This is a genomic window from Streptomyces sp. NPDC027672 (assembly GCF_055566335.1).
Genome location: NZ_JBVHSO010000003.1, coordinates 570,441 through 591,359 on the forward strand (window position 1 = coordinate 570,441; position 20,919 = coordinate 591,359).

General features: G+C 74.2%; 17 protein-coding genes. 7 read left to right on the forward strand and 10 right to left on the reverse strand.

Going from position 1 to position 20,919, the window contains the following annotated elements; all coding sequences use genetic code 11:
- Positions 1-5: 5 nt before the first annotated feature.
- Positions 6-1,421 carry a PP2C family protein-serine/threonine phosphatase gene (locus tag ACZ4SV_RS10575; protein WP_468003171.1) on the reverse strand — a complete coding sequence of 472 codons (1,416 nt, stop codon included), beginning with the start codon at positions 1,419-1,421 and terminating at the stop codon, positions 6-8.
- A gap of 360 nt (positions 1,422-1,781) precedes the next feature.
- On the opposite strand from ACZ4SV_RS10575, the gene ACZ4SV_RS10580 reads away from it, so the two are divergent.
- Positions 1,782-2,195 (forward strand): SsgA family sporulation/cell division regulator, encoded by a 414-nt coding sequence (locus ACZ4SV_RS10580; protein ID WP_468003173.1) that lies wholly within the window; start codon positions 1,782-1,784, stop codon positions 2,193-2,195.
- A gap of 157 nt (positions 2,196-2,352) precedes the next feature.
- Here ACZ4SV_RS10580 and ACZ4SV_RS10585 read toward each other — a convergent pair whose 3' ends face one another.
- Positions 2,353-3,450, reverse strand: a complete 1,098-nt coding sequence (locus tag ACZ4SV_RS10585) for a baeRF3 domain-containing protein (protein WP_468003175.1) — start codon at positions 3,448-3,450, stop codon at positions 2,353-2,355.
- A gap of 426 nt (positions 3,451-3,876) precedes the next feature.
- Here ACZ4SV_RS10585 and asnB point away from each other — a divergent pair, with 426 nt between their 5' ends.
- Positions 3,877-5,718 (forward strand): asparagine synthase (glutamine-hydrolyzing), encoded by a 1,842-nt coding sequence (gene asnB, locus ACZ4SV_RS10590; RefSeq protein WP_468003177.1) that lies wholly within the window; start codon positions 3,877-3,879, stop codon positions 5,716-5,718.
- Here asnB and ACZ4SV_RS10595 read toward each other — a convergent pair.
- Positions 5,711-6,238, reverse strand: coding sequence for a DUF4232 domain-containing protein (locus tag ACZ4SV_RS10595; protein ID WP_468003179.1), 528 nt, complete (start codon positions 6,236-6,238; stop codon positions 5,711-5,713). The genes asnB and ACZ4SV_RS10595 overlap by 8 nt on opposite strands.
- A gap of 157 nt (positions 6,239-6,395) precedes the next feature.
- Positions 6,396-8,063: an alpha/beta hydrolase gene (locus ACZ4SV_RS10600; RefSeq protein ID WP_468003181.1), complete on the reverse strand. Its 1,668-nt coding sequence runs from the start codon at positions 8,061-8,063 to the stop codon at positions 6,396-6,398.
- 396 nt (positions 8,064-8,459) lie between these two features.
- Between ACZ4SV_RS10600 and ACZ4SV_RS10605 the strand changes: the two genes are divergently transcribed.
- A complete protein-coding gene (locus ACZ4SV_RS10605) occupies positions 8,460-9,314 on the forward strand; it encodes a GNAT family N-acetyltransferase (protein WP_468003183.1) in 855 nt (284 codons plus the stop codon).
- A gap of 3 nt (positions 9,315-9,317) precedes the next feature.
- On the opposite strand, the gene ACZ4SV_RS10610 is transcribed toward ACZ4SV_RS10605, so the two are convergent.
- Together ACZ4SV_RS10610 and ACZ4SV_RS10615 are read right to left on the reverse strand one after the other, a co-directional pair.
- The gene (locus ACZ4SV_RS10610; protein ID WP_468003185.1) at positions 9,318-9,803 is read right to left on the reverse strand and encodes a nucleoside deaminase; all 486 of its coding nucleotides are present in this window, start codon (positions 9,801-9,803) and stop codon (positions 9,318-9,320) included.
- Positions 9,787-11,073: an MFS transporter gene (locus ACZ4SV_RS10615; protein ID WP_468003187.1), complete on the reverse strand. Its 1,287-nt coding sequence runs from the start codon at positions 11,071-11,073 to the stop codon at positions 9,787-9,789. The genes ACZ4SV_RS10610 and ACZ4SV_RS10615 overlap by 17 nt, the downstream gene beginning before the upstream one ends.
- Positions 11,074-11,132: 59 nt before the next feature.
- On the opposite strand from ACZ4SV_RS10615, the gene ACZ4SV_RS10620 reads away from it, so the two are divergent.
- Together ACZ4SV_RS10620 and ACZ4SV_RS10625 are read left to right on the forward strand one after the other, a co-directional pair.
- Positions 11,133-11,504, forward strand: coding sequence for a MerR family transcriptional regulator (locus tag ACZ4SV_RS10620; protein WP_468003189.1), 372 nt, complete (start codon positions 11,133-11,135; stop codon positions 11,502-11,504).
- Between the two features lie 221 nt (positions 11,505-11,725).
- Positions 11,726-12,502, forward strand: coding sequence for a GNAT family N-acetyltransferase (locus ACZ4SV_RS10625; protein ID WP_468003191.1), 777 nt, complete (start codon positions 11,726-11,728; stop codon positions 12,500-12,502).
- A gap of 1 nt (position 12,503) precedes the next feature.
- Here ACZ4SV_RS10625 and ACZ4SV_RS10630 read toward each other — a convergent pair whose 3' ends face one another.
- The gene (locus ACZ4SV_RS10630; protein ID WP_365883245.1) at positions 12,504-12,767 is read right to left on the reverse strand and encodes a GlsB/YeaQ/YmgE family stress response membrane protein; all 264 of its coding nucleotides are present in this window, start codon (positions 12,765-12,767) and stop codon (positions 12,504-12,506) included.
- 222 nt (positions 12,768-12,989) lie between these two features.
- Between ACZ4SV_RS10630 and ACZ4SV_RS10635 the strand changes: the two genes are divergently transcribed.
- Positions 12,990-14,432 carry a hydrolase gene (locus tag ACZ4SV_RS10635; RefSeq protein ID WP_468003194.1) on the forward strand — a complete coding sequence of 481 codons (1,443 nt, stop codon included), beginning with the start codon at positions 12,990-12,992 and terminating at the stop codon, positions 14,430-14,432.
- 45 nt (positions 14,433-14,477) lie between these two features.
- Here ACZ4SV_RS10635 and ACZ4SV_RS10640 read toward each other — a convergent pair whose 3' ends face one another.
- Complete coding sequence (locus ACZ4SV_RS10640) at positions 14,478-17,192, reverse strand: glycoside hydrolase family 2 protein (RefSeq protein WP_468003196.1); 2,715 nt, start codon at positions 17,190-17,192, stop codon at positions 14,478-14,480.
- A 127-nt stretch (positions 17,193-17,319) separates the two neighbouring features.
- On the opposite strand from ACZ4SV_RS10640, the gene ACZ4SV_RS10645 reads away from it, so the two are divergent.
- A complete protein-coding gene (locus ACZ4SV_RS10645; RefSeq protein WP_468003198.1) occupies positions 17,320-18,765 on the forward strand; it encodes an APC family permease in 1,446 nt (481 codons plus the stop codon).
- Between the two features lie 144 nt (positions 18,766-18,909).
- Here the strand turns inward: ACZ4SV_RS10645 and ACZ4SV_RS10650 are convergent, their stop codons facing one another.
- The gene (locus tag ACZ4SV_RS10650; RefSeq protein ID WP_468003200.1) at positions 18,910-19,359 is read right to left on the reverse strand and encodes an SPW repeat protein; all 450 of its coding nucleotides are present in this window, start codon (positions 19,357-19,359) and stop codon (positions 18,910-18,912) included.
- A 111-nt stretch (positions 19,360-19,470) separates the two neighbouring features.
- The gene (locus ACZ4SV_RS10655; RefSeq protein ID WP_468003202.1) at positions 19,471-20,847 is read right to left on the reverse strand and encodes a cryptochrome/photolyase family protein; all 1,377 of its coding nucleotides are present in this window, start codon (positions 20,845-20,847) and stop codon (positions 19,471-19,473) included.
- Positions 20,848-20,919: the final 72 nt, after the last annotated feature.

The window sequence follows — 20,919 nt, forward strand, 5'->3', positions numbered from 1 at the left end:
ACGTCTCACCCGGTCACCTTGGCGACGAGGACGCACGCGTCGTCCTCGCGCCCGGCCGCGCCGAACTCCTCGGCGACCGCGCGCACGCAGTCCTGTGCCGTGGGCGCCGGGCCGAACCGGGGCGCGAGGCCGAGCAGCCGGTCCGCGGCCGCCGTCCTGTCGTGGCCCGGGAGCAGTCCGTCGGTGTGCAGCAGGAGGAGGTCGCCGGGGCGCAGGGTGACGGCGGACTGTCCGTAGCCGGTGCCGGTGGCGGCGCCGAGGAGGACGGTGTCCGGCGCGTCCAGCACGCGCCCCGTCCCGTCGCGGTAGAGCAGCGGGGCGGGGTGTCCGGCCCGCGCCCACAGCAGGGTGCGGGTCCCGGGCCGGTAGCGGCAGCAGACGGCGCTGCCGAGCACGGGCTGCGCGGTGGCGGCGAGCAGCCGGTTGAGCAGCGCGAGCATACGGCCGGGCTCCGTCCCGGCCATCGCCATGCCGCGCACGGCGCCGAGCAGCGTCGCCGTCCCGGCGTCCGCGGCCACGTCCTGCCCGGTGAGGCCGCCCACGGCGAGCAGCGTCTGGCCGTCGGGCAGTTCCAGCGCGTCGTACCAGTCCTCGCCGAGCAGGGCGGCGGTCGCGGCCGGGAGCCGGTGGGCGGCCAGCTCCAGGGCGGCCGGGCCCTCGTGCGGGAGCCGCGGGGAGCCGGGCCGGGGCGGTGCCACGGCTTCTGGCGGCCCGGCCGCGATCCGGTGCCCGGTCCGCTCCCGCCGGTGGCGGTGCAGCGAGTCACGGGTCTCGCACACCGTCCGCTGGCTGCGGCGCAGTTCGCTGACGTCACGGAGCACGGCCCACAGGGAGGCCGTGCCGCCGTCGGCGCCGAGCACGGGTTCGCCCATCATGTGGACGGTGCGCACGGCGCCGTCGGGCCGTACGACGCGGAACTCGCCGTCGATCGGCTTGGCGTCGACCAGGCAGTCCGTCACCATCGCGGTGAGCCCCGGCCGGTCCTCCTCGGCGACCAGGCCGGGCAGTTCGTCCAGGGTGAGGGCGGGGCGGGCCGGGTCGAGGCCGAGGATCCGGTACAGCTCGCCGGACCAGGTGACGGCGTCCGTCAGCAGGTTCCACTCGGCGCTGCCCACGCGGCCGAGCAGCGACCCGCCCGGAGCGGGGGGCGTGGGCCGGGCGGCGGACGGTCCGGCCGGCTCGGGTGGTGGACCGTCCCGGAGCTGGGCCAAGTGGGCGTGGAGGTCGTCGAGCTGGTGCAGGGCGAGGTCGTACAGGGCGCGCTGCCAGCGTTCCTCCGGGTCCGCTCCGTCGCCGCGGGTGTCCCGTCGTACGGCGTTCACGTCGCCCTTGAGCCGCCGCGTCTGCGTGATCAGCGCTTCGACCGAGCCGCGTCCGGGCGGCTGGGCCGATGAGCGGTCCGCGGAGACTGGGGACGGCATGACGCACTCCGGGTGGGGGGACGGTTCGGCGGCGGACGACGGGGACCGGCTACGACTCTGGCACAGCCCGCGACGCGCTGTAAGGGATTCGGCAACACACGATACGGCGGTGCTTCCGGCATATGCCAGAGTCCTTCCGGAGGGGTGGACGCAGGTCAACGGCGTACGCGCCGCTCCGGTCAAGTCGTAGGACTGCTACGTGAGTTGAAGCAGACGGCCGACGCTTCGGCCCTGTTCAAGCGGGTGTTCGACGCTGCTGCGTCCGTTCCGTCGCTTCGCTGTACGGGGGAGCGGCCGGTACCTGCCGAACTCTGACCGGAATTGACGGCATGCGACCGGCCCGTACGGACTCTTAAGGGCATGGACACCAGTGTCGAACAGCTCGCCCACGCCTGGCTCGTCACCGCCGGGGACCAGGAGGTCCCGGTGCCCGCCACGCTGCGCTACACCGCGGCCGACCCGCTCGCGGTGTACCTGGACTTCCCGGCCGAGGCGGCCCTGCACGGCCGGGAGGTCACCTGGACCTTCGCGCGCTCCCTGCTCGACGAGGGGCTGGAGGCACCGGCCGGCCACGGGGACGTGCGGGTGCGGCCGTACGGCCGTACCCGCACGCTCCTGGAGTTCCACTCGCCGCACGGTGTGGCCCTGCTGCTGTTCGAGGTCTCCGCGCTGCGCCGCTTCCTGCTGCGCACGTACGCGGTGGTGCCCGGCGGCCGGGAGGACGTGACCGGAGTGGTCGAGCGGGGGCTGAGCGCCCTGTTCGGCGGGGTGTGAGCGGGCCCGGCGACGGCCGCGATCGTGGCACCGTTCACCATCTGGTCGAGGCGTCGTATGTGATCCGCCCCCATGTGATCCGCTCCCATGTGGCCGGCACCCGGTGCCGGCCACGTCCGGCAGGGCACCCGTGCGGGGAGCGCGGCCGTGAGGCGGCTCAGTAGCGCAGCACGCAGGCGATGCCGTGCGCCTCGCCCAGCGTGCCGTCCGGGACGAAGCGGACGTCGGCGCCGGTCTCCAGACACCGTTCGACGATCTCGTCCACGATGTCGTCCCGGGCGTCGAGGTCGCCCGGCTCGGCCGGCACCAGGTGATCACCGGTCTCGCGGACCGTCGTGCGGTAGTTCTCCTCGACGGCGAGGAGCCGGACCCGGCCGTCCCGGGCGCTCTGCCACAGCTCGTCCACGCCGGCCGCGTAGGCCCGGCGCCCGCGCGCCGCGGTGAGTTCCCGCACGACGGACGCGGCGTTCCTGCGGGTCTCCGCCTCCAGCACCGGGCTCACCGCCTGCCACACGGCGTCCGGGCCGGCGTGGGCGAGACCGCCGTGCCGCACCCGCACGGCGGACCGCGCGGCACCGGTGCCGACCTCGTCCATCAGGGACAGGGCCGCCTGCTCGCCGGTGACGTACAGCGGGCGGGGGTCGGCGCGCAGGACCGCGCCCATGGCGGTGTCCGCCTCGCGCAGGAAGTGGCGCGTGCCCTCGTCGCGGAACGTGCTCGGCTGGTCGCCGATCCGCATCTGCCGCTGGGCGTCGAAGTCCTCCCGCACGTGTGCCAGCGGGAAGCCGCCGGAGTGGTCCTCGACGACCCGGCCGGCGCCGCCGCTCCACAGCGTGGCGCGGTCGGCGGAGAGCGACAGCACCCAGAACGGCCGCTCGGCCGCGTGGGCCGAGACCAGGTTGCGGGTGAGGAAGGTGTCGGACAGCACCACCCGTTCGGGGACGGTCCGGGCCAGGGACCACACCTGGTGCTCGCCCGGCGCGGCGAAGATCACCAGGCCGTCCTCGGCGTGGGTGAGGTCCACCTCGGCCAGGGCGCGGTCGAGCTGTGCCTCGACATCGGCGCGCCGCTCGCGGGTCACGGCGGGATCGGACTCCAGGCGGCGGCGCGCCTCGGTGAGCGCGTTGCGCAGCCGGACCGGGTCCTGGCCGCTTCCGCGTTCCCGGCGATGCGTCGGGGTCAGCACGGATACCGCCGGATAGGGGCGCGGGCGCCGCAGTTCGGCGAGGGTCGCGGGACTCAGTGCGTGCTCCATGAACAGCACGATAGGGCGGAATCACCTTTACGGCATTCGGGGTAATCCGGGCAGGACGGTTTCGCGCCGCGGCCCGGAGGCGGAGGGTCGCGCACCGTCACGGGTCCGCCGGGGCGCGGCGACGGGTGTTTCTGATCGCGAACCTGTAACACGCCGTTTACTTGAGGAACTTTTTGCTTGTGGCCGGTTCCTGTCGCCTGATGTGCGAGAACGCGCGGCTCTGTGCATTTCGCTGAGGCAAAACACGGCCGAAACCGGGGGGTGGATGGCTGCCCCGGGTTACCGCCACGTTGACTCGGCCGGATGCCTGACGGACGCTCGTAGATAGATGCTCGATACAACTGGTTTGTCGGGCGGCCGTCCGCCAGCGGGGGAATCCGCAGGTGAGCGTGGGCACGCCGACAGCCGGAGGTGAGGAGGTAGCGCATGTGCGGCATTACGGGATGGGTCTCATACGACCGTGATCTGACCACCGAAGCCACCGCATTGGATGCGATGACCGAGACGATGGCCTGCCGGGGCCCGGACGACCGGGGCACCTGGACCGAGGGCCCCGCCGCTCTCGGTCACCGCCGGCTGGCCATCATCGACCTCCCCGGCGGCCGGCAGCCGATGACCCTGGCGACCCCCGGGGGCACCATCGCCCTGGTCTACTCCGGCGAGGCGTACAACTTCACCGAACTGCGCCGGGAACTGACCGACCGCGGCCACCGGTTCACCACCGACTCCGACACCGAGGTCGTCCTGCACGGCTACCTGGAGTGGGGTGACAAGGTCGCCGAACGCCTCAACGGCATGTACGCGTTCGCCGTCTGGGACGGCCGGCACGACAAGCTGGTGATGATCCGCGACCGCATGGGCATCAAGCCCTTCTACTACTACCCGACCGCCGACGGCGTCCTGTTCGGCTCCGAGCCCAAGGCGATCCTCGCCAACCCGCTGGCCCGGCGCCGCGTCACCCTGGACGGCCTGCGCGAACTGTTCGTCATGGTCAAGACCCCGGGGCACGCCATCTGGGACGGCATGCGCGAGGTGGAGCCCGGCACCGTCGTCACCGTCGACCGCTCCGGTCTGTCCACCCGCGTGTACTGGCAGCTCGAGACCCGCCCGCACACCGACGACCGCGACACCACGATCGCCACCGTGCGCTCGCTGCTCGACGACATCGTGCGCCGCCAGCTCGTCGCCGACGTGCCGCGCTGCACCCTGCTCTCCGGCGGCCTCGACTCCTCCGCCATGACCGCGCTCGCCGCCCGGCAACTCGGCGCCACCGGCGAGAAGGTGCGCAGCTTCGCCGTCGACTTCGTCGGCCAGTCCGAGAACTTCGTCGCCGACGAACTGCGCGGCACCCCCGACACGCCCTTCGTCCACGACGTGGCCCGGCTCGCCGGCACCGACCACCAGGACATCGTCCTCGACTCCGAGGCCCTCGCCGACCCCGCCGTGCGCGAACTGGTGATCCGGGCCCGCGACCTGCCGGCCGGCCTCGGCGACATGGACAGTTCGCTGCTGCTGCTCTTCCGCGCGATCCGGCAGAAGTCCACGGTCGCCCTGTCCGGCGAGTCCGCCGACGAGGTCTTCGGCGGCTACCTCCAGTTCTTCGACGAGGAGGCGCGCCGCGCCGACACCTTCCCCTGGCTGGCGACCATGGGCCGGCACTTCGGCGAGGACGCCGACGTGGTGCGCAGCGACATCACCAAGTCCCTGGACCTCGAAGGCTATGTGGCCGACGGCTACCGCACGGCCGTGGCCGGCATCGACCGGCTGGAGGGCGAGAGCGACTTCGAGTACCGGATGCGGCAGATCAGCCATCTGCACCTGACCCGCTTCGTGCGCATGCTGCTCGACCGCAAGGACCGGATGAGCATGGCCGTCGGCCTGGAGGTCCGGGTGCCGTTCTGCGACCACCGGCTGGTCGAGTACGTCTACAACACGCCCTGGGCCCTGAAGTCCTTCGACGGCCGGGAGAAGAGCCTGCTGCGGGAGGCGACGGCGGACGTCCTGCCGCGCTCGGTGTACGACCGGGTGAAGAGCCCGTACCCGTCCACCCAGGACCCGCGGTACGCCCGCGCCCTCCAGGAGCAGGTCAAGGAGCTGCTGTCCCGGCCCTCCCACCCGGTCTTCGACCTGGTCGACCGGGACCGCGTCCGGCAGGCCGCCGAACAGGACACGCCGGTCAGCACCCAGGCGGCCCGGCGCGGTCTGGAACGCGCCCTGGACCTGGCGGGCTGGCTCGACCTCTACGCGCCCGAGCTGGTGCTCAGCTGAGCCCGATCGCCCGGTCCGCCGCCGCGGCCGTCGGCTGCCACCAGGTCGTCACCGGCTCCCACACCAGCACCTGCCGCCCGGTGCCGAGCTCGGCCGCGGTGAACGAACGGCCCCAGTGCGCGGCCGACGCCGCCACCGTGACCGAGTCCGTCCGGCGGGCCTCCGGGTCCGCCGGGTCGACGATGGTGCGCACGCCGGCGTAGGCGGTGCCGCCCGCCGCGAGCCGGTAGCTGCCGGTGCCGCCCGCAGGCACCGGCAGCGCGGCGCCGTCCAGGTTCCCGAAGGTCACCGTGGGCACACGGTCGACGGCACAGGCCCGGCCGCCGCGGTTGGTGACGGCGACCCGCAGCACGGTCGGGTCCCCGGCCGCGGCCTTCGCCCGGACCGTCAGCGACTGCTCCGTGCACCGGGCGGTCCGCTCGGGGCGCGCGACGGCCTGGCTCTGCGGCGCGGTCAGCACCAGGGCCGCCGCGGCGGCCGAGACGGCGGCGGGTACGGCGAGGGCGGCACGGAGGCGCATGAGGAGTCCCCTGTCGTGGTCGGGTACGGGAGGACGGCGGCCGGAGCCACCTGTCCGGTGGGACGCCCGGCGCGGCCGGGAGGTTGCCCCGGTGCCCCACCGTCACCCGGTCGTGTCACGTCTCGTCTCGGGTCCGGGTGACGGCGGGGGCGCGGGATCAGCCGGCGCCGTCCGGGGTGGCGCCCGCGCCGGCGGCGTTCGCCGGGCAGGAGCTGCCGCTCGCGGGCAGGGTGCCGTAGAGCAGGAAGTCGTCGACCTTGCGGTGCACGCACCGCGAGGAGGAGTAGCCGGTGTGGCCCTCGCCCTTGTTGTCCAGCACCACCGCGGAGGGGCCCAGCCGGCGGGCGGTCTCCACGGTCCACCGGTACGGCGTCGCCGGGTCGCCGCGCGTGCCCACGAGCAGCATCTTCGCCGCGTGCACGTCCTTGACCCGGTTCCGGATGAAGTCGGTGCCCCTGGGCCGGCCATAGCACATCAGCACCTGGGTGAGCCGGTAGCGGCCGAAGACCGGCGACGCCTGGTCGTACGCGGCCCGCAGCCGCTTCAGGTCCGCGGTGAGCCGTGCCGCGTCGGGCCGGTCGGGGTCGTCCGCGCAGTTGATCGCGATCAGGGCGGCCGGCAGGTTGTCCGCGGGGACGTCCTCGGTGTCGACCAGCCCACCGTCCGCGCGGGACCGGGCGGGCAGGCCGCCGTCCGTCCGGGACCGGTCGCCCGACAGGCTGCTGTCCGCCGACGGACGGTCGCCGGGCAGGCCGATGCCGCCCAGGGCGAAGGCCAGTACCCGCCGGGTGTCCCCGTCCTCCACCAGGGAGACCAGCGCGCGCTCCAGCGAGGGCCACAGGTCCTTGCTGTAGAGGGCCCGGCTGACGGCGCCCACCAGGTCCTGGCCGGTGAACGCGCCGCCGAAGTCCGTCGGCACCGGGTTCCGGTCGAGCGAGCGCACCAGCCGGACCACTTCGTCCCCGGCCGCGCGCCGGTCCTGCCCGAACGGGCAGCCCAGATCCGTCGTACACCAGTCCAGGAAGTCCTCCAGCGCCGTCTGCTGTCCCTCGGCGCCCGCCAGCGCCTCCTCGGCGGGCGGCTCGGTGAGCGTGTCCACGCCGTCCAGCGCCATCCGGCCGACCTTGCCCGGGAACTGCGCCGCGTACACCGCGCCGAGCCGGGTGCCGTAGGAGAAGCCCAGGTAGTTCAGTTTCCCGTCCCCGAGCGCCTGGCGGATGACGTCCAGGTCGCGGGAGGCGTTCACGGTGCCGATGTGCGCCAGCACCGGACCGGAGGCGCGCGCACACTGGTCGGCCGCCTGCCGCAGCTGCCGGAACAGCGCCTGCGGACGGGCCGGGTCGGCGCCCAGACCGGGCCCGGTGGAGGCCGCGCCGTCGCCCTCGCCGCACGAGACGGGAGAGGACCGGCCGACCCCGCGCGGATCGAAGGTGACCACGTCGTAACCATCGGTCAGGTCCATGAACTGCCTGCCCTCGGCGGCCAGTTCGGGGATGCCCGCACCACCGGGGCCGCCGAAGTTCAGCAGCACCGAGCCGTGTGACGCCCCGGTGGCGCGGTAGCGGGCCAGCGCCACGTCGAGGGTGCCCGCGTCCGGCCGGGCGTAGTCGAGCGGGACGGTGACCTTCGCGCACTCCAGGTCCCCGGGCATGTCCGGGCCCCGGCAGGCGGCCCAGACCGGTTCCTGCCGGTAGAACCGGGCGAGGTCGGGCTGCGGCCGGTCGGCGGCGGCCGCGGGCAGCCCGGCGCCGAGCAGTGCCAGAGCGAGTGCCGAGGCACTCGCGCAGCGCCGCAGGGCGGGCCGTGTGGACAGCTTGACCAGCATCGATCGCCTCCCGGGGCGCCCGCCCGAGGACCGGGGGCCGCGCCCTCGGATCACCATAGACGGCCACCGGAAGGGCCGCCTCCGGACGGGCGGCCCGGCACCAGCCGCCGTATCCTGCGCACCCTCCGTGCCGGTGCCCGCACCCCGGACCGCAGGCGCGCGGCACCCCTGACGGCAGGCACGCGCCCCCTCGACGGCAGGCGCGCGTCACCCCGGCCGGCAAGCACGCGTCACCCCGGCCGGACGGCGGCCCGTGCCGTGCCCGGCGGGCACCGGGTGTGCGTCGGCCGGTCCGCCCGTGGCGCGGCCTCCGGCGATCCGCGAGGATGCTGCGGGCGGACCGGCCGACAGCCGGGCCGCACGACAGCCGACCCCGACGGAAAACGGAGCGCACCGATGACCTCTGCGGCCCACCACGACCTCGTCGTCACGCAGGCCACCCTCGCCGACTGGCCGGTGATCAGCGGGTGGGCGGCGGCGGAGGGCTGGAATCCGGGGCTGTCCGACGGGCCGGCGTTCTTCGCCCAGGATCCCGACGGGTTCTTCCTCGGCCGGATCGACGGGGAGCCGGTCTCCGCCGTCTCCGTGGTGAACCACGGTCCCGACTACGCCTTCCTCGGCTGCTATCTGGTCCGCCCCGGCCTGCGCGGTCAGGGACACGGCCTCACCACCTGGAAGACCGCCCTGGCGCACGCGGGCGGCCGGACCGTCGGCCTGGACGGAGTCGTCGCCCAGCAGGACAACTACCGGCAGTCCGGCTTCCGGCCCGCCTACCGCACCCTCCGGTTCACCGGCCCGGCCGCCGAGGTCCGGCAGCCCGCCGGCGTCCGCCCGGCCGGGCCCGCCGACCTGGCCGCGCTCACCGCGTACGACAGCGCCTGCCACCCCGCCGACCGCCCCCGGTTCCTCGCCGCGTGGCTCACCGCCCCCGGCCACCGCGCCCTCGTCCGCGAGGACGGCGGGCGGCTGACCGGCTACGGCGTGATCCGGCCCGGCCACGACAGCCTGCGCATCGGCCCGCTCTTCGCGGACACCGCCGCCGACGCCCGGGCCCTGTTCGCCGCCCTCACCGCCGGCGCGGCCGGGAGCGAGGTCGCCATCGACGTGCCCGAGCCCAACGCGGCCGGCCTCGCCCTCGCCGAAGAGGCGGGACTGCGGCCCTCGTTCGAGACCGCGCGCATGTACACCGGCCCGGTCCGCGCCCACGCCCGGGAGCGGATCTTCGGCGTCACCACGCTCGAACTCGGCTGACTCCTAGCCCAGCCGGGCCGCGTGGCGGCGGCGGTGCAGGTCCCGTACCTCCTCTACCAGGGCGGGCACCGGCCCCTCCACCGTCACCCCGGGCGCGATGTCCCGCACCGGCAGGGTGCGCACGGGCGGCGCCGGCACGCCCAACTCACCGAGCAGGGCGGACAGTTGCTCGGAGGAGACGATGTACACGATCCGGCCGAGCCCCACCCAGGCGTGCGCCGCCGCGCACATCGGGCAGTGCTCGCCGGACGTGTAGACGGTCGCCGCCGCCCGCTGCCCGGGTGTCAGGTGCGCCGCCGACCAGCGGGCCAGTTCGAACTCGGGGTGCCGGGTGTGGTCCCCGCCCGCCACCCGGTTGCGGTCCTCCGCCAGCACGGTGCCGTCCCCGGCCACGAGCACCGACCCGAACGGCTCGTCACCGGCGTCCAGCGCCTCCTCGGCCAGCTCCACACAGCGGCGCAGATACCGCAGTTCACCGTCGCGCACCATCGGCACTCCTCCGCACGTCATGATCTCCGGCCGGGCAGGTTACGCCCACCGCGCCCGGCTCGGCCAGCGACCCGCCCCGGGAGGCGGCGGCGCTCCGCCCGGCCGGGAAGGCGTGCCGGCGGGCCAGCGCGACCGTCGCCAGCGCCAGCAGCACCGGCGGCAGCGCGGTCCACGGCAGCGCCCCGGCGCCCAGCGCGTCCAGCGCCAGGCCGCCGGTGAGCGAACCGGCGGCGATGCCCGCGTTGTACACCGTGGTCTGCAACGCGGTCGCCACATCGGCGTCGGCGGGCCCCGCCGCGTCGACCAGCGCCGTCTGGACCAGCGTCGGCGCCCCGCCGAACGCCACGCCCCACAGCGCGACCGCGCCGGTCAGCACCCCGGGCGTCCGGGCCGCCAGACCCAGGACCGCCAGCACGGCCGCGATCAGCGCGAGCGCCCCGAGCAGCGCGGGCCGCGGGCACCGGTCGACCAGCACCCCGGTGAGCCAGATGCCCGCCACCGTCGCGGTCCCGAACACCGCGAGCAGCACGCCGGTACGGCCGTACCCGGCCCGCGCGGCGAACGGGACGACGTAGGTGTACATCACCTGGTGGCCCAGCAGCAGGCACAGCGTGACCGACAGCACCGGGCGGATGCCGGGGCGGACCGCGACCCGCGACAGCGGCACCCGCGCGTGGGCCGGCTCGCCCGGGAAGCCGGGCACCCGCAGCCGTATCCAGCCCACGAGCAGCACGGCGAGCAGGGCCAGGGCGGCGAACGCGGCCCGCCAGCCCAGCGCCCCGGCCAGCGCGGTACCGGCGGGCACCCCGCAGGCCAGGGCCACGGTGATCCCGGCGAGGACCACCGCGATGGCCCGGCCGCGCCGCTCCGCGGGCACCATGCGGGCCGCGTAACCGGCGAGCATCGCCCACAGCGTGCCGCCCATCACCCCGGCGAGCAGCCGGGCCGCGACGGTGAGCGGATACGACGACGACAGCGCGACCAGCGCATCGCTGACGGCGAAGCCCAGCAGCGCGCCGCACAGCACCGGCTGCCGGGGCAGCCCGCGCAGCGCCGCGGTGACCGGGACGGCGGCCACGAAGGAGGCGGCGGCGTACGCGGTGACGAGGAAGCCGATCCGGGACTCGGACACCCGCAGCGGGGCCGCCATGACGGGCAGCAGGCCCGCCGGGAGGAGTTCGGTCAGTACGGCGGTGAACGCGGCGCAGGACAGGGCGAGCAGCCCCGACCACGGCAGACGACCGCCCTTGACCTGGGAGGACTGGGTCATGCGAGCATGGTCGAACGCTCACATCAGTGGGAAGGTCAAGCACGGGCCCGGGAGGCCGCATGCGGATCGGCGAACTGTCCCGGCGCACCGGCGTCCCCACCCGGCTGCTGCGCTACTACGAGGAGCAGCGCCTGCTCGACCCGGAGCGCACCGGCAACGGCTACCGCAGCTATCCGGAGTCCGCGGTCGCGCGGGTGCGCCAGTTGCGGGGCCTGCTGGACTCGGGGCTCACCACCGAGATGATCCGCGCGATCCTGCCGTACCTGTGCGGGCCGGGCCATCTCGTGCCGTCCCCGGACACCGTGCCGGCGGAGACGGTCGCCCGGCTCCAGGAGCACGTCGACCGCATCCAGGCCCGCATCGACTGCCTGGCCCGCAACCGCGACCGGCTCACCGCCTACCTGGCGGCGGTACGGCCGGACAACGGCTGACGCACCTGCCGGGTACGGCGGGGCAGCGGCGGGCTCGCCCGCCGGGCAGGGCCGGACCGTGGCACACCCGCCGCCGGATACGGCCGGACAGTGGCGGACACGCCCGCCGGATACGGCCGGACGCCGGCTGATTCGGCCCCCGGGACCCGCTGTCCGCGTCCGGCCGGCGCGGGGGCGAAATCCCGTTGTCCGGGCCCGGCCGCCCGTGCTGGAGTGGCGTCATGGACCCTGCCGCCTTGCTCGCCCGCTACGACCGGCTGATACGCCGCGATGCCCGGCCCGACGGGCCCGGGGCCCGGATCGAGCGGACCGGCGGGGTGGTGCGGCAGGTCGCGGACGCCCCGGGCTGGAACGGAGTGCTCTGGTCCGGGCTGGACGCGGCGGGCGCGGACCGGGCGATACAGGACCAGATCACCCGCTTCACCGGCCTCGGCCGGGGTTTCGAGTGGAAGCTGTACGCCCACGACGAGCCGGCGGACCTCGGTGACCGGCTGCTCGCCGCCGGGTTCCGGGCCGAGCCCGCGGAGACCCTGATGACCGGCGAGGCGGCCGGTCTCGCGCACGGCCCCGGCGCCCCGGCCGGCATCCGTTTCGCCCAGGTCACCGACCCGGCCGGGGTCGGGCTGGTGGCGGACGTCCACGACGAGGTGTTCGGCGCCGACGGCGGCCGGCTGCGGCGCCTGCTGCTGGCGAGCCTGGCGGCCGATCCCGGCGCGGTGGTCGCCGTGGTGGCGCTGGCCGACGGCGAACCCGTGGCCGCCGCCCGGCTGGAGCCGGTGCCCGGCACCCCGTTCGCGGGGCTGTGGGGCGGCGGGACCGTCGCGGCCTGGCGGGGCCGGGGCGTGTACCGCGCGCTGGTCGCCCACCGGGCCCGTGTCGCCGCCGCCCTCGGCTACCGCCACCTCCAGGTCGACGCCTCCGCCCAGAGCCGCCCGATCCTGGCCCGCCTGGGCTTCCAGGCGCTCAGCACCACCACGCCGTACCTCTACGGGAACTGACTCAGCGCCGGGCCCGGACCCGGTCCAGCGCGGCCACGCCCGCGGCCGCCAGCGCTATCTGGATCAGCCACTCGATCCAGTCGGGCCCGTCGGTGTCGGCGACCCCGAGTCCGGCGGCGATCGCCGAACCCACCAGCGCGGCCACGATGCCGACGGCGATGGTCCACAGGACACCGATGTGCTGCCGTCCGGGGACGACCAGCCGGCCCAGCACACCGATGACGATGCCGATCAGGATCGCGCTGACAATGCCCGAAATCTCCATGGTCTTCCCTCTTCGGCGTTCTCGCTCGCGTACCTTGCTGCTGTCGCATGTGCCCGCTGGCGGCGCGGCCACGCGGCTGCCCCGGGAAGCCTCTGTCCACCGGCCCGCCATGCCATGTACCTTTCAACCAAGCGACGTGTGGAAGACACCTCAAGCAGGTTCTACGCGCGCAGACTTGGCGCCGCCCCGCCTCTTGCCCCGCCCCACAGGGAGGTTCGACGGATGCTCACATCCAGCAGATCCCGCCGTGGCCGCACCGCCGTCCTGGCCGGTTCGGCGCTGCTGTTCGGCACGGTCGCCGTCCAGACCGGCACCGGCACGCCCGCCCACGCGGCGGTCACGCACCGCGTCCTGTTCGACAACGCCCACGCCGAGACCGCCGGCAACGCCGACTGGATCATCTCCACCAGCCAGCCCGACCCGCTCGGCCAGAACGCCACGCCGGCCGCCGAGACGGACTGGACCGGCGCCCTGTCCTCCTGGGGCGTCGCGCTCCAGAAGACCGGCGGCTACAGCCTGAAGACGCTCCCGGCCGGCTCCGCCCTCGGCTACGGCGGCACCTCCGCGACCGACCTCACCCGGTTCGACACGCTGGTCCTGCCCGAACCGAACACGCCGTTCACCAGCGCCGAAAAGACGGCGATCATGAACTTCGTCAAGAACGGCGGCGGACTGTTCATGATCTCCGACCACACCGGAGCCGACCGCAACAACGACGGCTACGACGCGGTCGAGATCTTCAACGACCTGATGACGAACAACAGCGTCGACTCCACCGACCCGTTCGGCTTCTCCGTCGACTCGCTGAGCATCTCCTCCGACCACCCGGCCGCGATCGGCGACAGCACCGACCCGGTCCTGCACGGCTCCTTCGGCACCGTCACCAAGAGCCTGATCGCCAGCGGCACGACGGCCACCCTCAAGCCCGCCGACAACCCCGCCGTCAAGGGCCTGCTCTACCGCACCGGTTACTCCGGCACCACCGGCGCCTTCTTCGCCACCAGCACCTTCGGCAGCGGCCGGGTGGCCTTCTGGGGCGACAGCTCCCCGGCCGACGACGGCACCGGCCAGTCCGGCAACACCCTCTACGACGGCTGGCACGACACCGGGGCCACCAACGCGGCCCTCGCGCTCAACGCCACCGAGTGGCTGTCCGGCGCGAGCGGCGGCGGCAGCGGCGGCGGCCCGGCCACCTGCACCGCCGCCCAGCTCCTCGGCAACAGCGGCTTCGAGTCCGGCACCACCGCCTGGACCGCCACGAGCGGTGTCATCACCGACTCCACCGCCCGGACGCCCCGTACGGGCTCCTCCTACGCCTGGCTCGACGGCAACGGCACCGCCACCACCGACACGCTCGCCCAGTCGGTGACCATCCCGTCCGGCTGCTCCGCCCGGTTCGGCTTCCAACTGCACGTGGACACCGCCGAGACCACCACCGCCACGGCCTACGACACCCTCAAGGTCCAGGTCCTCAACGGTTCCGGCACGGTCCTCGCCACCCTGGCGACCTACTCCAACCTGAACGCCGCCACCGGCTACACCCAGCGCTCCTTCGACCTCGGCGGCTACGCCGGGCAGACCGTCACGCTGAAGTTCACCGGCACCGAGGGCTCCAAGTACCAGACGTCGTTCGTCGTGGACGACACCGCGCTCGACGTGAGCTGAGCCGGTACGGCGGGGGCGGGCCGCCGGGTCCCGCCCCCGCCGGTGTCACGCGGCCGGCACCGTCCGCTCCGGCGTGTTCCAGCCGGAGACCCGCACGCCCGGCGCCGAGCCGCGCAGACCGGCCGTGCGGTAGGTGGCGGTCAGCGTCACCGACTCGCCCGGCCACAGGCTCACCATGTTGTCCGACCAGCGCACCGGCAGCACCGGCCTGCCCTTCGCGTCCACGACGCGCACGTCCGTCAGCAGCGCGGGTGCCGTGCCGCTCCCGGCGCGGCGCAGCGTCACCGTCGTGGTCGACCGGCCGTCCGCCGTGCGGGTGCGCGCCGTCGCCGCCACCGGGACCCGGTCCATCGAGGCGAGCGCCCGGAAGTCGGCGTAGCCGGTCGTGGGCGTGTAGTACCAGGTGGTGCGGCCCCAGTCCAGCTTGTCGGCCTCGGTGGAGAGCCAGTACACGTTCCGGCTCACCTCCGTGCCGTCCGGGTCGGTCAGCATCAGGCGGAGCAGGTGCGTGCGCGCCGGCCCGCCCACCGCGGACGGCAGGACGAGCGGCGTGGTGTGCGCGCCGCCGCCGTCCACCGTCACCCCGGCGGCGGTCTCGTCGTACCTCCGTGTGCCGTCGGGGTCGAAGAGCGTGGCCCGCACGGTCAGGCCCCGCGCGGCACCGGGCCGGTTGTTCACCACCACGACCGAGCGGTCGTCGTAGGAGTACTGCGCGTGCAGCGGCTCGTTGGCCTTCTTGGCGCCGAAGTAGGCGCCGTTCTGATCCAGGTATCGATCGGTCAACTGCCAGTGCAGTGAGGTCCAGCCGCTGTTGAACATCCAGTGGACGACCCCGGTGGCGGGCCGTTCGGCGTCGGCCGCGTTGCGCTGGTACGCCTCGAACTGGGCGCGGACGTTCTCGTACTGGGCGAGCTGGGCCTTGCGCACGTAGTCGGTGAGGCCGGTCGGGGCGCCGTAGCGGCCGGCGAGCGCCTTGTCGTAGATCGCGAGCGTGCCGAAGGTGGCGGACGGCGAGCGGTGGTACTGCCGGGCGTCCGGGTCCTTCCACAGGGTGTCCAGTTCGGCGGGCGTCATCATCCGGCGCAGCGTGTCGAGGGTCGGGATGCTCGGGCCCGCGCTGGTCTCGGAGTTGAAGCCGGTGGCCCCGCCCTCGCGTTTGGCGTACCAGTAGCCGGGCGGCACCCAGTCGTAGGGGCCGGTCATCTTCATGCCCGAGGCGCCGAGCCGCGGCGCGGACGCCCCGGACGCGGCGGGCACCACGGGAACGGGCCAGTCGGCCGCCTCCAGGGCGTCCAGGTAGCCCTTCTCGATCGTGGCGTCGGGCGCGGAGTCGCTGCCGATCAGGAAGGACAGCACGCTCGGATGACCGCGCAGGCGGGCGGCCTCGGCGGCCATCGAGGCCCGGGCCACCGCGTGGTCGGCGGCGCTCCACTTCTGCCCGGAACCGGTCGGGTTGACCTCGCCCTCCCACTTGTCGCAGCACTCCCAGCCCGGCAGGACGAGCACGCCGTGGCGGTCGGCGAGGGCGAAGAACTCGTCGGGCTCCAGATGGCCTTCCAGTCGCAGGGTGTTCAGACCCAGGTCCACGGCGTACTTCAGCCGGTCCTCGGCATAGCGGCGGTCCCAGCGCAGGAACTCGTCCGGCGACCAGCCGCCGCCCTTGACCAGCAGCTTCCGGCCGTTGATCCAGTACTGCCGGGCGCCGTCGGCGTTCAGCGGGGCCCGCACGTCCCGGATGCCGAAGGTGTCGTGCACGGTGTCCGACACCGTGCCGGCCACGGTGGCGGTGAGATCGAGGCCGTACAGCGGCTGCCCGCCCATCCCGGCCGGCCACCACACCCTCGGCGCGCTCAGGCGCAGAGCGGGCACGTCGGCGGGGGAGAAGGTGACGGTCTTCGTCTCGTGGGCGGCGAGCGGCACCGCCCGGGAGAACGGCGTCCCGGCGGCCCGGCCGCCGACCCGCGCCGTGACCGCGCCGCCCGTGTCGTTGCGGACCCGGGCCCTGACCGTCAGGCCGGCGCTGGCGAGCGACGGCACGGCCAGCTCGGTCACCACGTGCGCGTCGCGCAGCGCGACCGGGCCGCCCCGGCGGACCAGGACGTCCCGGACCAGGCCCATGTTCCGGTCCGGCGGCGGCTGGAGCCAGTCGAGCCAGCCCATGGTCAGGTCCTTGTCCGGGTCGTTGGGCCGGACCAGGAAGGCGACCGTGTTGGCGCCCGGCCGCACCAGCGCGGTGATGTCCAGCTCGTGGCGGGTGTAGGCGCCGGCGACCCGCGAAGCCGGTGCCGCCAGGCGCCCGTTGACGTAGACGTCGGCCGCCGACATGACTCCGCTGAAGTCCAGGGAGGTGCGCCGCGCGGTGTCCGCGACGGTGAAGTCCGAGCGGTACCACCACGGCACCTGGAAGTCGGCCCGCGGGATCCCGCGCTGGGCGGTGGAGCGGAAGGGGTCGGCGTACACACCGTTCGCCAGCAGCGCGGCCAGCACCGTGGAGCGGGGGCCCGCCGGGTACCAGTCCCGCGCCGGGTAGCCGGGCGAGGACACCTCCGCCGCCGCGTCGCGCACCTTCGCCGTGGACTGCACGGCGTAGCCGGACAGCGGGGTGGCGCTGCCCGCGGTCCCGGGGACGCGGGTGACCGGTGCCGTCCGGTGCTGCCCGCCCGGTTTCCCGGGGGCGGTCCAGGCGCCGGTGGCGAGGGAGCAGACCAGGGCGAGGAGTGCGACGGCCGAGGGGAGCCGGTGGGCGGGGCGAGGGAACAAGGCGGTCTCCAGCCCGTAAAGTTAGGAAACTTTACTAATCGCGGTCACGCTAGGTCGCCCCCGGGGCCGTGTCAACGAGCCTCGCGGCCGGCGCCGGGCGTCCGCGCCACCCGCGTCAGGAGGCCCCATGTCCGGTAGTCCGCCACCCACGGGTGGTCTCGTCCGCCGCGTCGGTCTGTTCCAGGCGACCGCGATCAACATGAGCCAGATGTGCGGCATCGGCCCGTTCGTGACGATCCCGCTGATGGTCGCCGCGTTCGGCGGCCCGCAGGCGGTCGTCGGGTTCGCCGCGGGGGCGGTCCTGGCCCTGTGTGACGGGCTGGTCTGGGCCGAGCTGGGCGCCGCCCTGCCCGGCTCCGGCGGCACGTACGTCTATCTGCGCCAGGCCTTCCGATACCGCACCGGCCGGCTGATGCCGTTCCTGTTCGTGTGGACGGCGATGCTCTTCATCCCGCTGATCATGTCCACGGGCGTCGTCGGCTTCGTCCAGTACCTCGGCTATCTCGCGCCCGGCCTGGGCCGGACCGCCGGCGACCTGACCGGGCTCGGGGTGATCGCCCTGGTCGTGCTCCTGCTGTGGCGCGGCATCGAGCACATCGCCCGGATCACCGCCGTGCTGTGGACCGTGATGATCGCCTCCGTGCTGCTGGTGATCGCCGCCGCGGCCACCGACTTCAGCCCGCACCTGGCGTTCAGTTACCCGGCGGGCGCCTTCGACCTGGCCGGCGGACACGTCTGGCCGGGCTTCGCCGCGGGCCTGACCATCGGTGTCTACGACTACCTCGGCTACAACACGACCGCCTATATGGGCGCCGAGATCCGCGACCCCGGCCGTACGCTCCCGCGCTCCATCGTCCTGTCGGTCCTCGGCATCATGGTGATCTACCTGCTGCTCCAGATCGGCACGCTCGGCGTGGTCGACTGGCACCGGATGACCGACCCGCACGACATCGCCTCCACCTCGGTGGCCTCAGCGGTCCTGGAGGACACCTGGGGCAGGGGCGCCGCCGGCACGGTGACCGTGCTCATCCTGGTCACCGCGTTCGCCTCCGTCTTCACCGGCCTGCTCGGCGGCTCCCGGGTGCCCTACGACGCCGCCCGCGACCGGGTCTTCTTCCGCCCGTACGCGACTCTGCACCCGAGGCACCGCTTCCCGGTGCTCGGCCTCGCCACCATGGGAGTGATCACCGCCGTGGGTTTCCTGGTCGGCCGCCACACCGATCTGGTCACCCTGATCCAACTGCTCACCACGGTCATGGTGATCGTGCAGGCGCTGGCCCAGATCGTCGCGCTGACGGTCCTGCGCACGCGCCGGCCCGACCTGCCCCGCCCGTACCGGATGTGGCTCTACCCGCTGCCGGGCGCCGTCGCCTTCGCCGGCTGGTGCGTGATCTACGCCTGCGCCGACCGCAACGCCCCGGGCCGCCGTCCCGTCGAGTGGTCCCTGGCCTGGCTGGCCCTGGGCTGCGTGGCCTTCCTGCTCTGGGCGCGCCGGGAGCGGACCTGGCCGTTCGGCCCGAAGGAGACCGGCGAGGACACGGACGCCCGGCGTGACGCCCTGGAGCTGAACTAGAGCGACGAGCGCGGGGGAATCACGGACAGGTGCGGGGCCGGTCCGCCCGGGCGGACCGGCCCCGCCGTTCCTCTTCCACGACTTCGGCTTCCACGAAGTTCTACGACGCTCCTGCGGCTCTTCCCGGCTCTCGCCCGGGTTCCGCTACGGCCGGGGGTCCAGTGGCCGGGAGGCGGTCTTCGCCGCCGTGCCGGCGCAGATCAGTCCGAGGACGAGGGCCAGGGCTCCGATCACGACGTTGTTGATGACGACGCCCATGTCCGGGCGGCGGCCCACGATCCACGGAGCGATGATCATCCAGACGCCCAGGGCGCACATGGCCCAGCTCAGGCCGTACATGCGCTCCGGCGCCCGGGTGAATCCGAGGGCCAGCAGACCGATCGCTATGCCCACGATCAGGTTGTGGGTGACGAGGGCGGGCTGGCTCGCCGTGTAGTGCAGGATCCACGGGGACGCGGCGCAGTACACGCCGAGCAGGAACACCGGCCCGTCCACGAGCGCCACATCGCGGCCGCCGAGGACACGGGCGTAGCGATCCCGCATTTCGGAGACATCGGGGTGGCTCGATAGGTCACCCCTGTGCAAGTTGGCCATAGTCGTCTCCTTCGACTTCGCCGACCGGACCGCGGCCGGTCCGTTGCGCGGCAAGCGCCACAGAGTCCAGTTTGCTCTTATTTATTCCTTATGTGTAGGTCTGGAGCGTGCTCAGCGGGGAAGCCGGGCCTGCCGGAACCGGGCCAGCCCTTCGGCGAGACCGACGACCGGCTCCGGGTAGGCGGCCACCCGCTCCCGGTCCGCGCCCCGCAGCTTCCACGGTTCGTGCACCGCCGGGCCCGGCACACCCGCCAGCTCGGGCACCCAGCGCCGTACGTACGCGCCGTCCGGGTCGTACCGCCGGCCCTGGGCCACCGGGTTCAGCACCCGGTTCGGGCGGGAGTCCGTGCCGGTGCCCGCGACCCACTGCCAGTTCAGCTGGTTGTTGGCCACGTCCCCGTCGACCAGCAGGTCCAGGAAGTGCCGGGCCCCGACGCGCCAGTCGACATACAGCGTCTTGGCCAGGAAGGACGCCGTCAGCAGCCGGGCCCGGTTGTGCATCCATCCTTCGTGGCGCAGCTGGCGCATCGCCGCGTCGACTACCGGATAGCCGGTACGGCCCTCCCGCCAGGCCTCGACGTCCGCCCGGGCCGTCCGCGCGGACCGCCACCGGTCGTGCCGGGTGCGGTAGTCGGCGACGGCCGCGTCCGGCCGCGCCGCGAGCACCTGGCGGTGGAAGTCCCGCCAGGCGACCTGCCGGACGAACGCCTCCGCGCCCGGACCGCCCGCCCGGCGCGTCCGCCGGACCAGCTCGACGGCGGACACCGTGCCGAAGTGCAGGTGCGGCGAGAGCCGGGAGGTGGCGTCCCCGGCCAGGTCGTCGTGCCGGTCCTCGTACCCGGCGACACCCGAGCGCAGCCAGTCGGCGAGCCGCGCCCGCCCGGCGGTCTCACCGCCCTCGGGCAGCCCCGGCGAGAGTTCGGCGGGCGCCACCCGGGACGGCAGGTCCTCCGACCCGATGCCGGCGGGCACCGGAACCGCGCGCGGCGCGCGCAGCACCTCCCGCAGCGGCTGCCCCGACCATCGGCGGTAGTACGGCGTGAAGACCGCGAAGTGGTCCGAGGAGGCCGGGGTCAGCGCGCCGGGCGCCACCGCCGAGGTCACCGTCTCGTGCACGCGCAGCCGCCGCCCGGCGGCCTCCAGCGCGTGCCGCAGCCGCCGTTCGCGCCGCCCGGCGTAGGCGCTGACGTCGGCCGCCATGTGCACCTCGTCGGCGTCCGCCTCCGCGGCCACCGCGCAGACCTGCTCGACGACGTCACCGGAGCGCACGACCAGCCGCCCGCCCCGTTCGCGCAGCCCGCCGTCCAGGTCCCGCAGGCAGTCGGCGAGGAACGCGAGCCGGTTGGGCACCGCGAACCCCGCGTCGGCCACGCCCCGGTCGCGCACGAACAGCGGGACGACCGGGCCGCCGCCGTCCAGCGCCGCCCGCAGCGGCGGATGGTCGTGCAGGCGCAGGTCGGCGGTGAACAGGACGACCGGGACGGACATGGCGGGTCTCCGGGGGAAAGGGAGGGACGGGGATGCTTCCAGGTCGGTCTGCGAAAGGAGTTGACGGACCCT

Excerpts from the sequence above, each read along its gene's own strand:
- ACZ4SV_RS10575 (WP_468003171.1), bottom strand. The coding sequence starts at position 1,421 with ATGCCGTCCCCAGTCTCCGCGGACCGCTCATCGGCCCAGCCGCCCGGA.
- ACZ4SV_RS10580 (WP_468003173.1), top strand. The coding sequence starts at position 1,782 with ATGGACACCAGTGTCGAACAGCTCGCCCACGCCTGGCTCGTCACCGCC.
- ACZ4SV_RS10585 (WP_468003175.1), bottom strand. The coding sequence starts at position 3,450 with ATGGAGCACGCACTGAGTCCCGCGACCCTCGCCGAACTGCGGCGCCCG.
- asnB (WP_468003177.1), top strand. The coding sequence starts at position 3,877 with ATGTGCGGCATTACGGGATGGGTCTCATACGACCGTGATCTGACCACC.
- ACZ4SV_RS10595 (WP_468003179.1), bottom strand. The coding sequence starts at position 6,238 with ATGCGCCTCCGTGCCGCCCTCGCCGTACCCGCCGCCGTCTCGGCCGCC.
- ACZ4SV_RS10600 (WP_468003181.1), bottom strand. The coding sequence starts at position 8,063 with ATGCTGGTCAAGCTGTCCACACGGCCCGCCCTGCGGCGCTGCGCGAGT.
- ACZ4SV_RS10605 (WP_468003183.1), top strand. The coding sequence starts at position 8,460 with ATGACCTCTGCGGCCCACCACGACCTCGTCGTCACGCAGGCCACCCTC.
- ACZ4SV_RS10610 (WP_468003185.1), bottom strand. The coding sequence starts at position 9,803 with ATGGTGCGCGACGGTGAACTGCGGTATCTGCGCCGCTGTGTGGAGCTG.
- ACZ4SV_RS10615 (WP_468003187.1), bottom strand. The coding sequence starts at position 11,073 with ATGACCCAGTCCTCCCAGGTCAAGGGCGGTCGTCTGCCGTGGTCGGGG.
- ACZ4SV_RS10620 (WP_468003189.1), top strand. The coding sequence starts at position 11,133 with ATGCGGATCGGCGAACTGTCCCGGCGCACCGGCGTCCCCACCCGGCTG.
- ACZ4SV_RS10625 (WP_468003191.1), top strand. The coding sequence starts at position 11,726 with ATGGACCCTGCCGCCTTGCTCGCCCGCTACGACCGGCTGATACGCCGC.
- ACZ4SV_RS10630 (WP_365883245.1), bottom strand. The coding sequence starts at position 12,767 with ATGGAGATTTCGGGCATTGTCAGCGCGATCCTGATCGGCATCGTCATC.
- ACZ4SV_RS10635 (WP_468003194.1), top strand. The coding sequence starts at position 12,990 with ATGCTCACATCCAGCAGATCCCGCCGTGGCCGCACCGCCGTCCTGGCC.
- ACZ4SV_RS10645 (WP_468003198.1), top strand. The coding sequence starts at position 17,320 with ATGTCCGGTAGTCCGCCACCCACGGGTGGTCTCGTCCGCCGCGTCGGT.
- ACZ4SV_RS10650 (WP_468003200.1), bottom strand. The coding sequence starts at position 19,359 with ATGGCCAACTTGCACAGGGGTGACCTATCGAGCCACCCCGATGTCTCC.
- ACZ4SV_RS10655 (WP_468003202.1), bottom strand. The coding sequence starts at position 20,847 with ATGTCCGTCCCGGTCGTCCTGTTCACCGCCGACCTGCGCCTGCACGAC.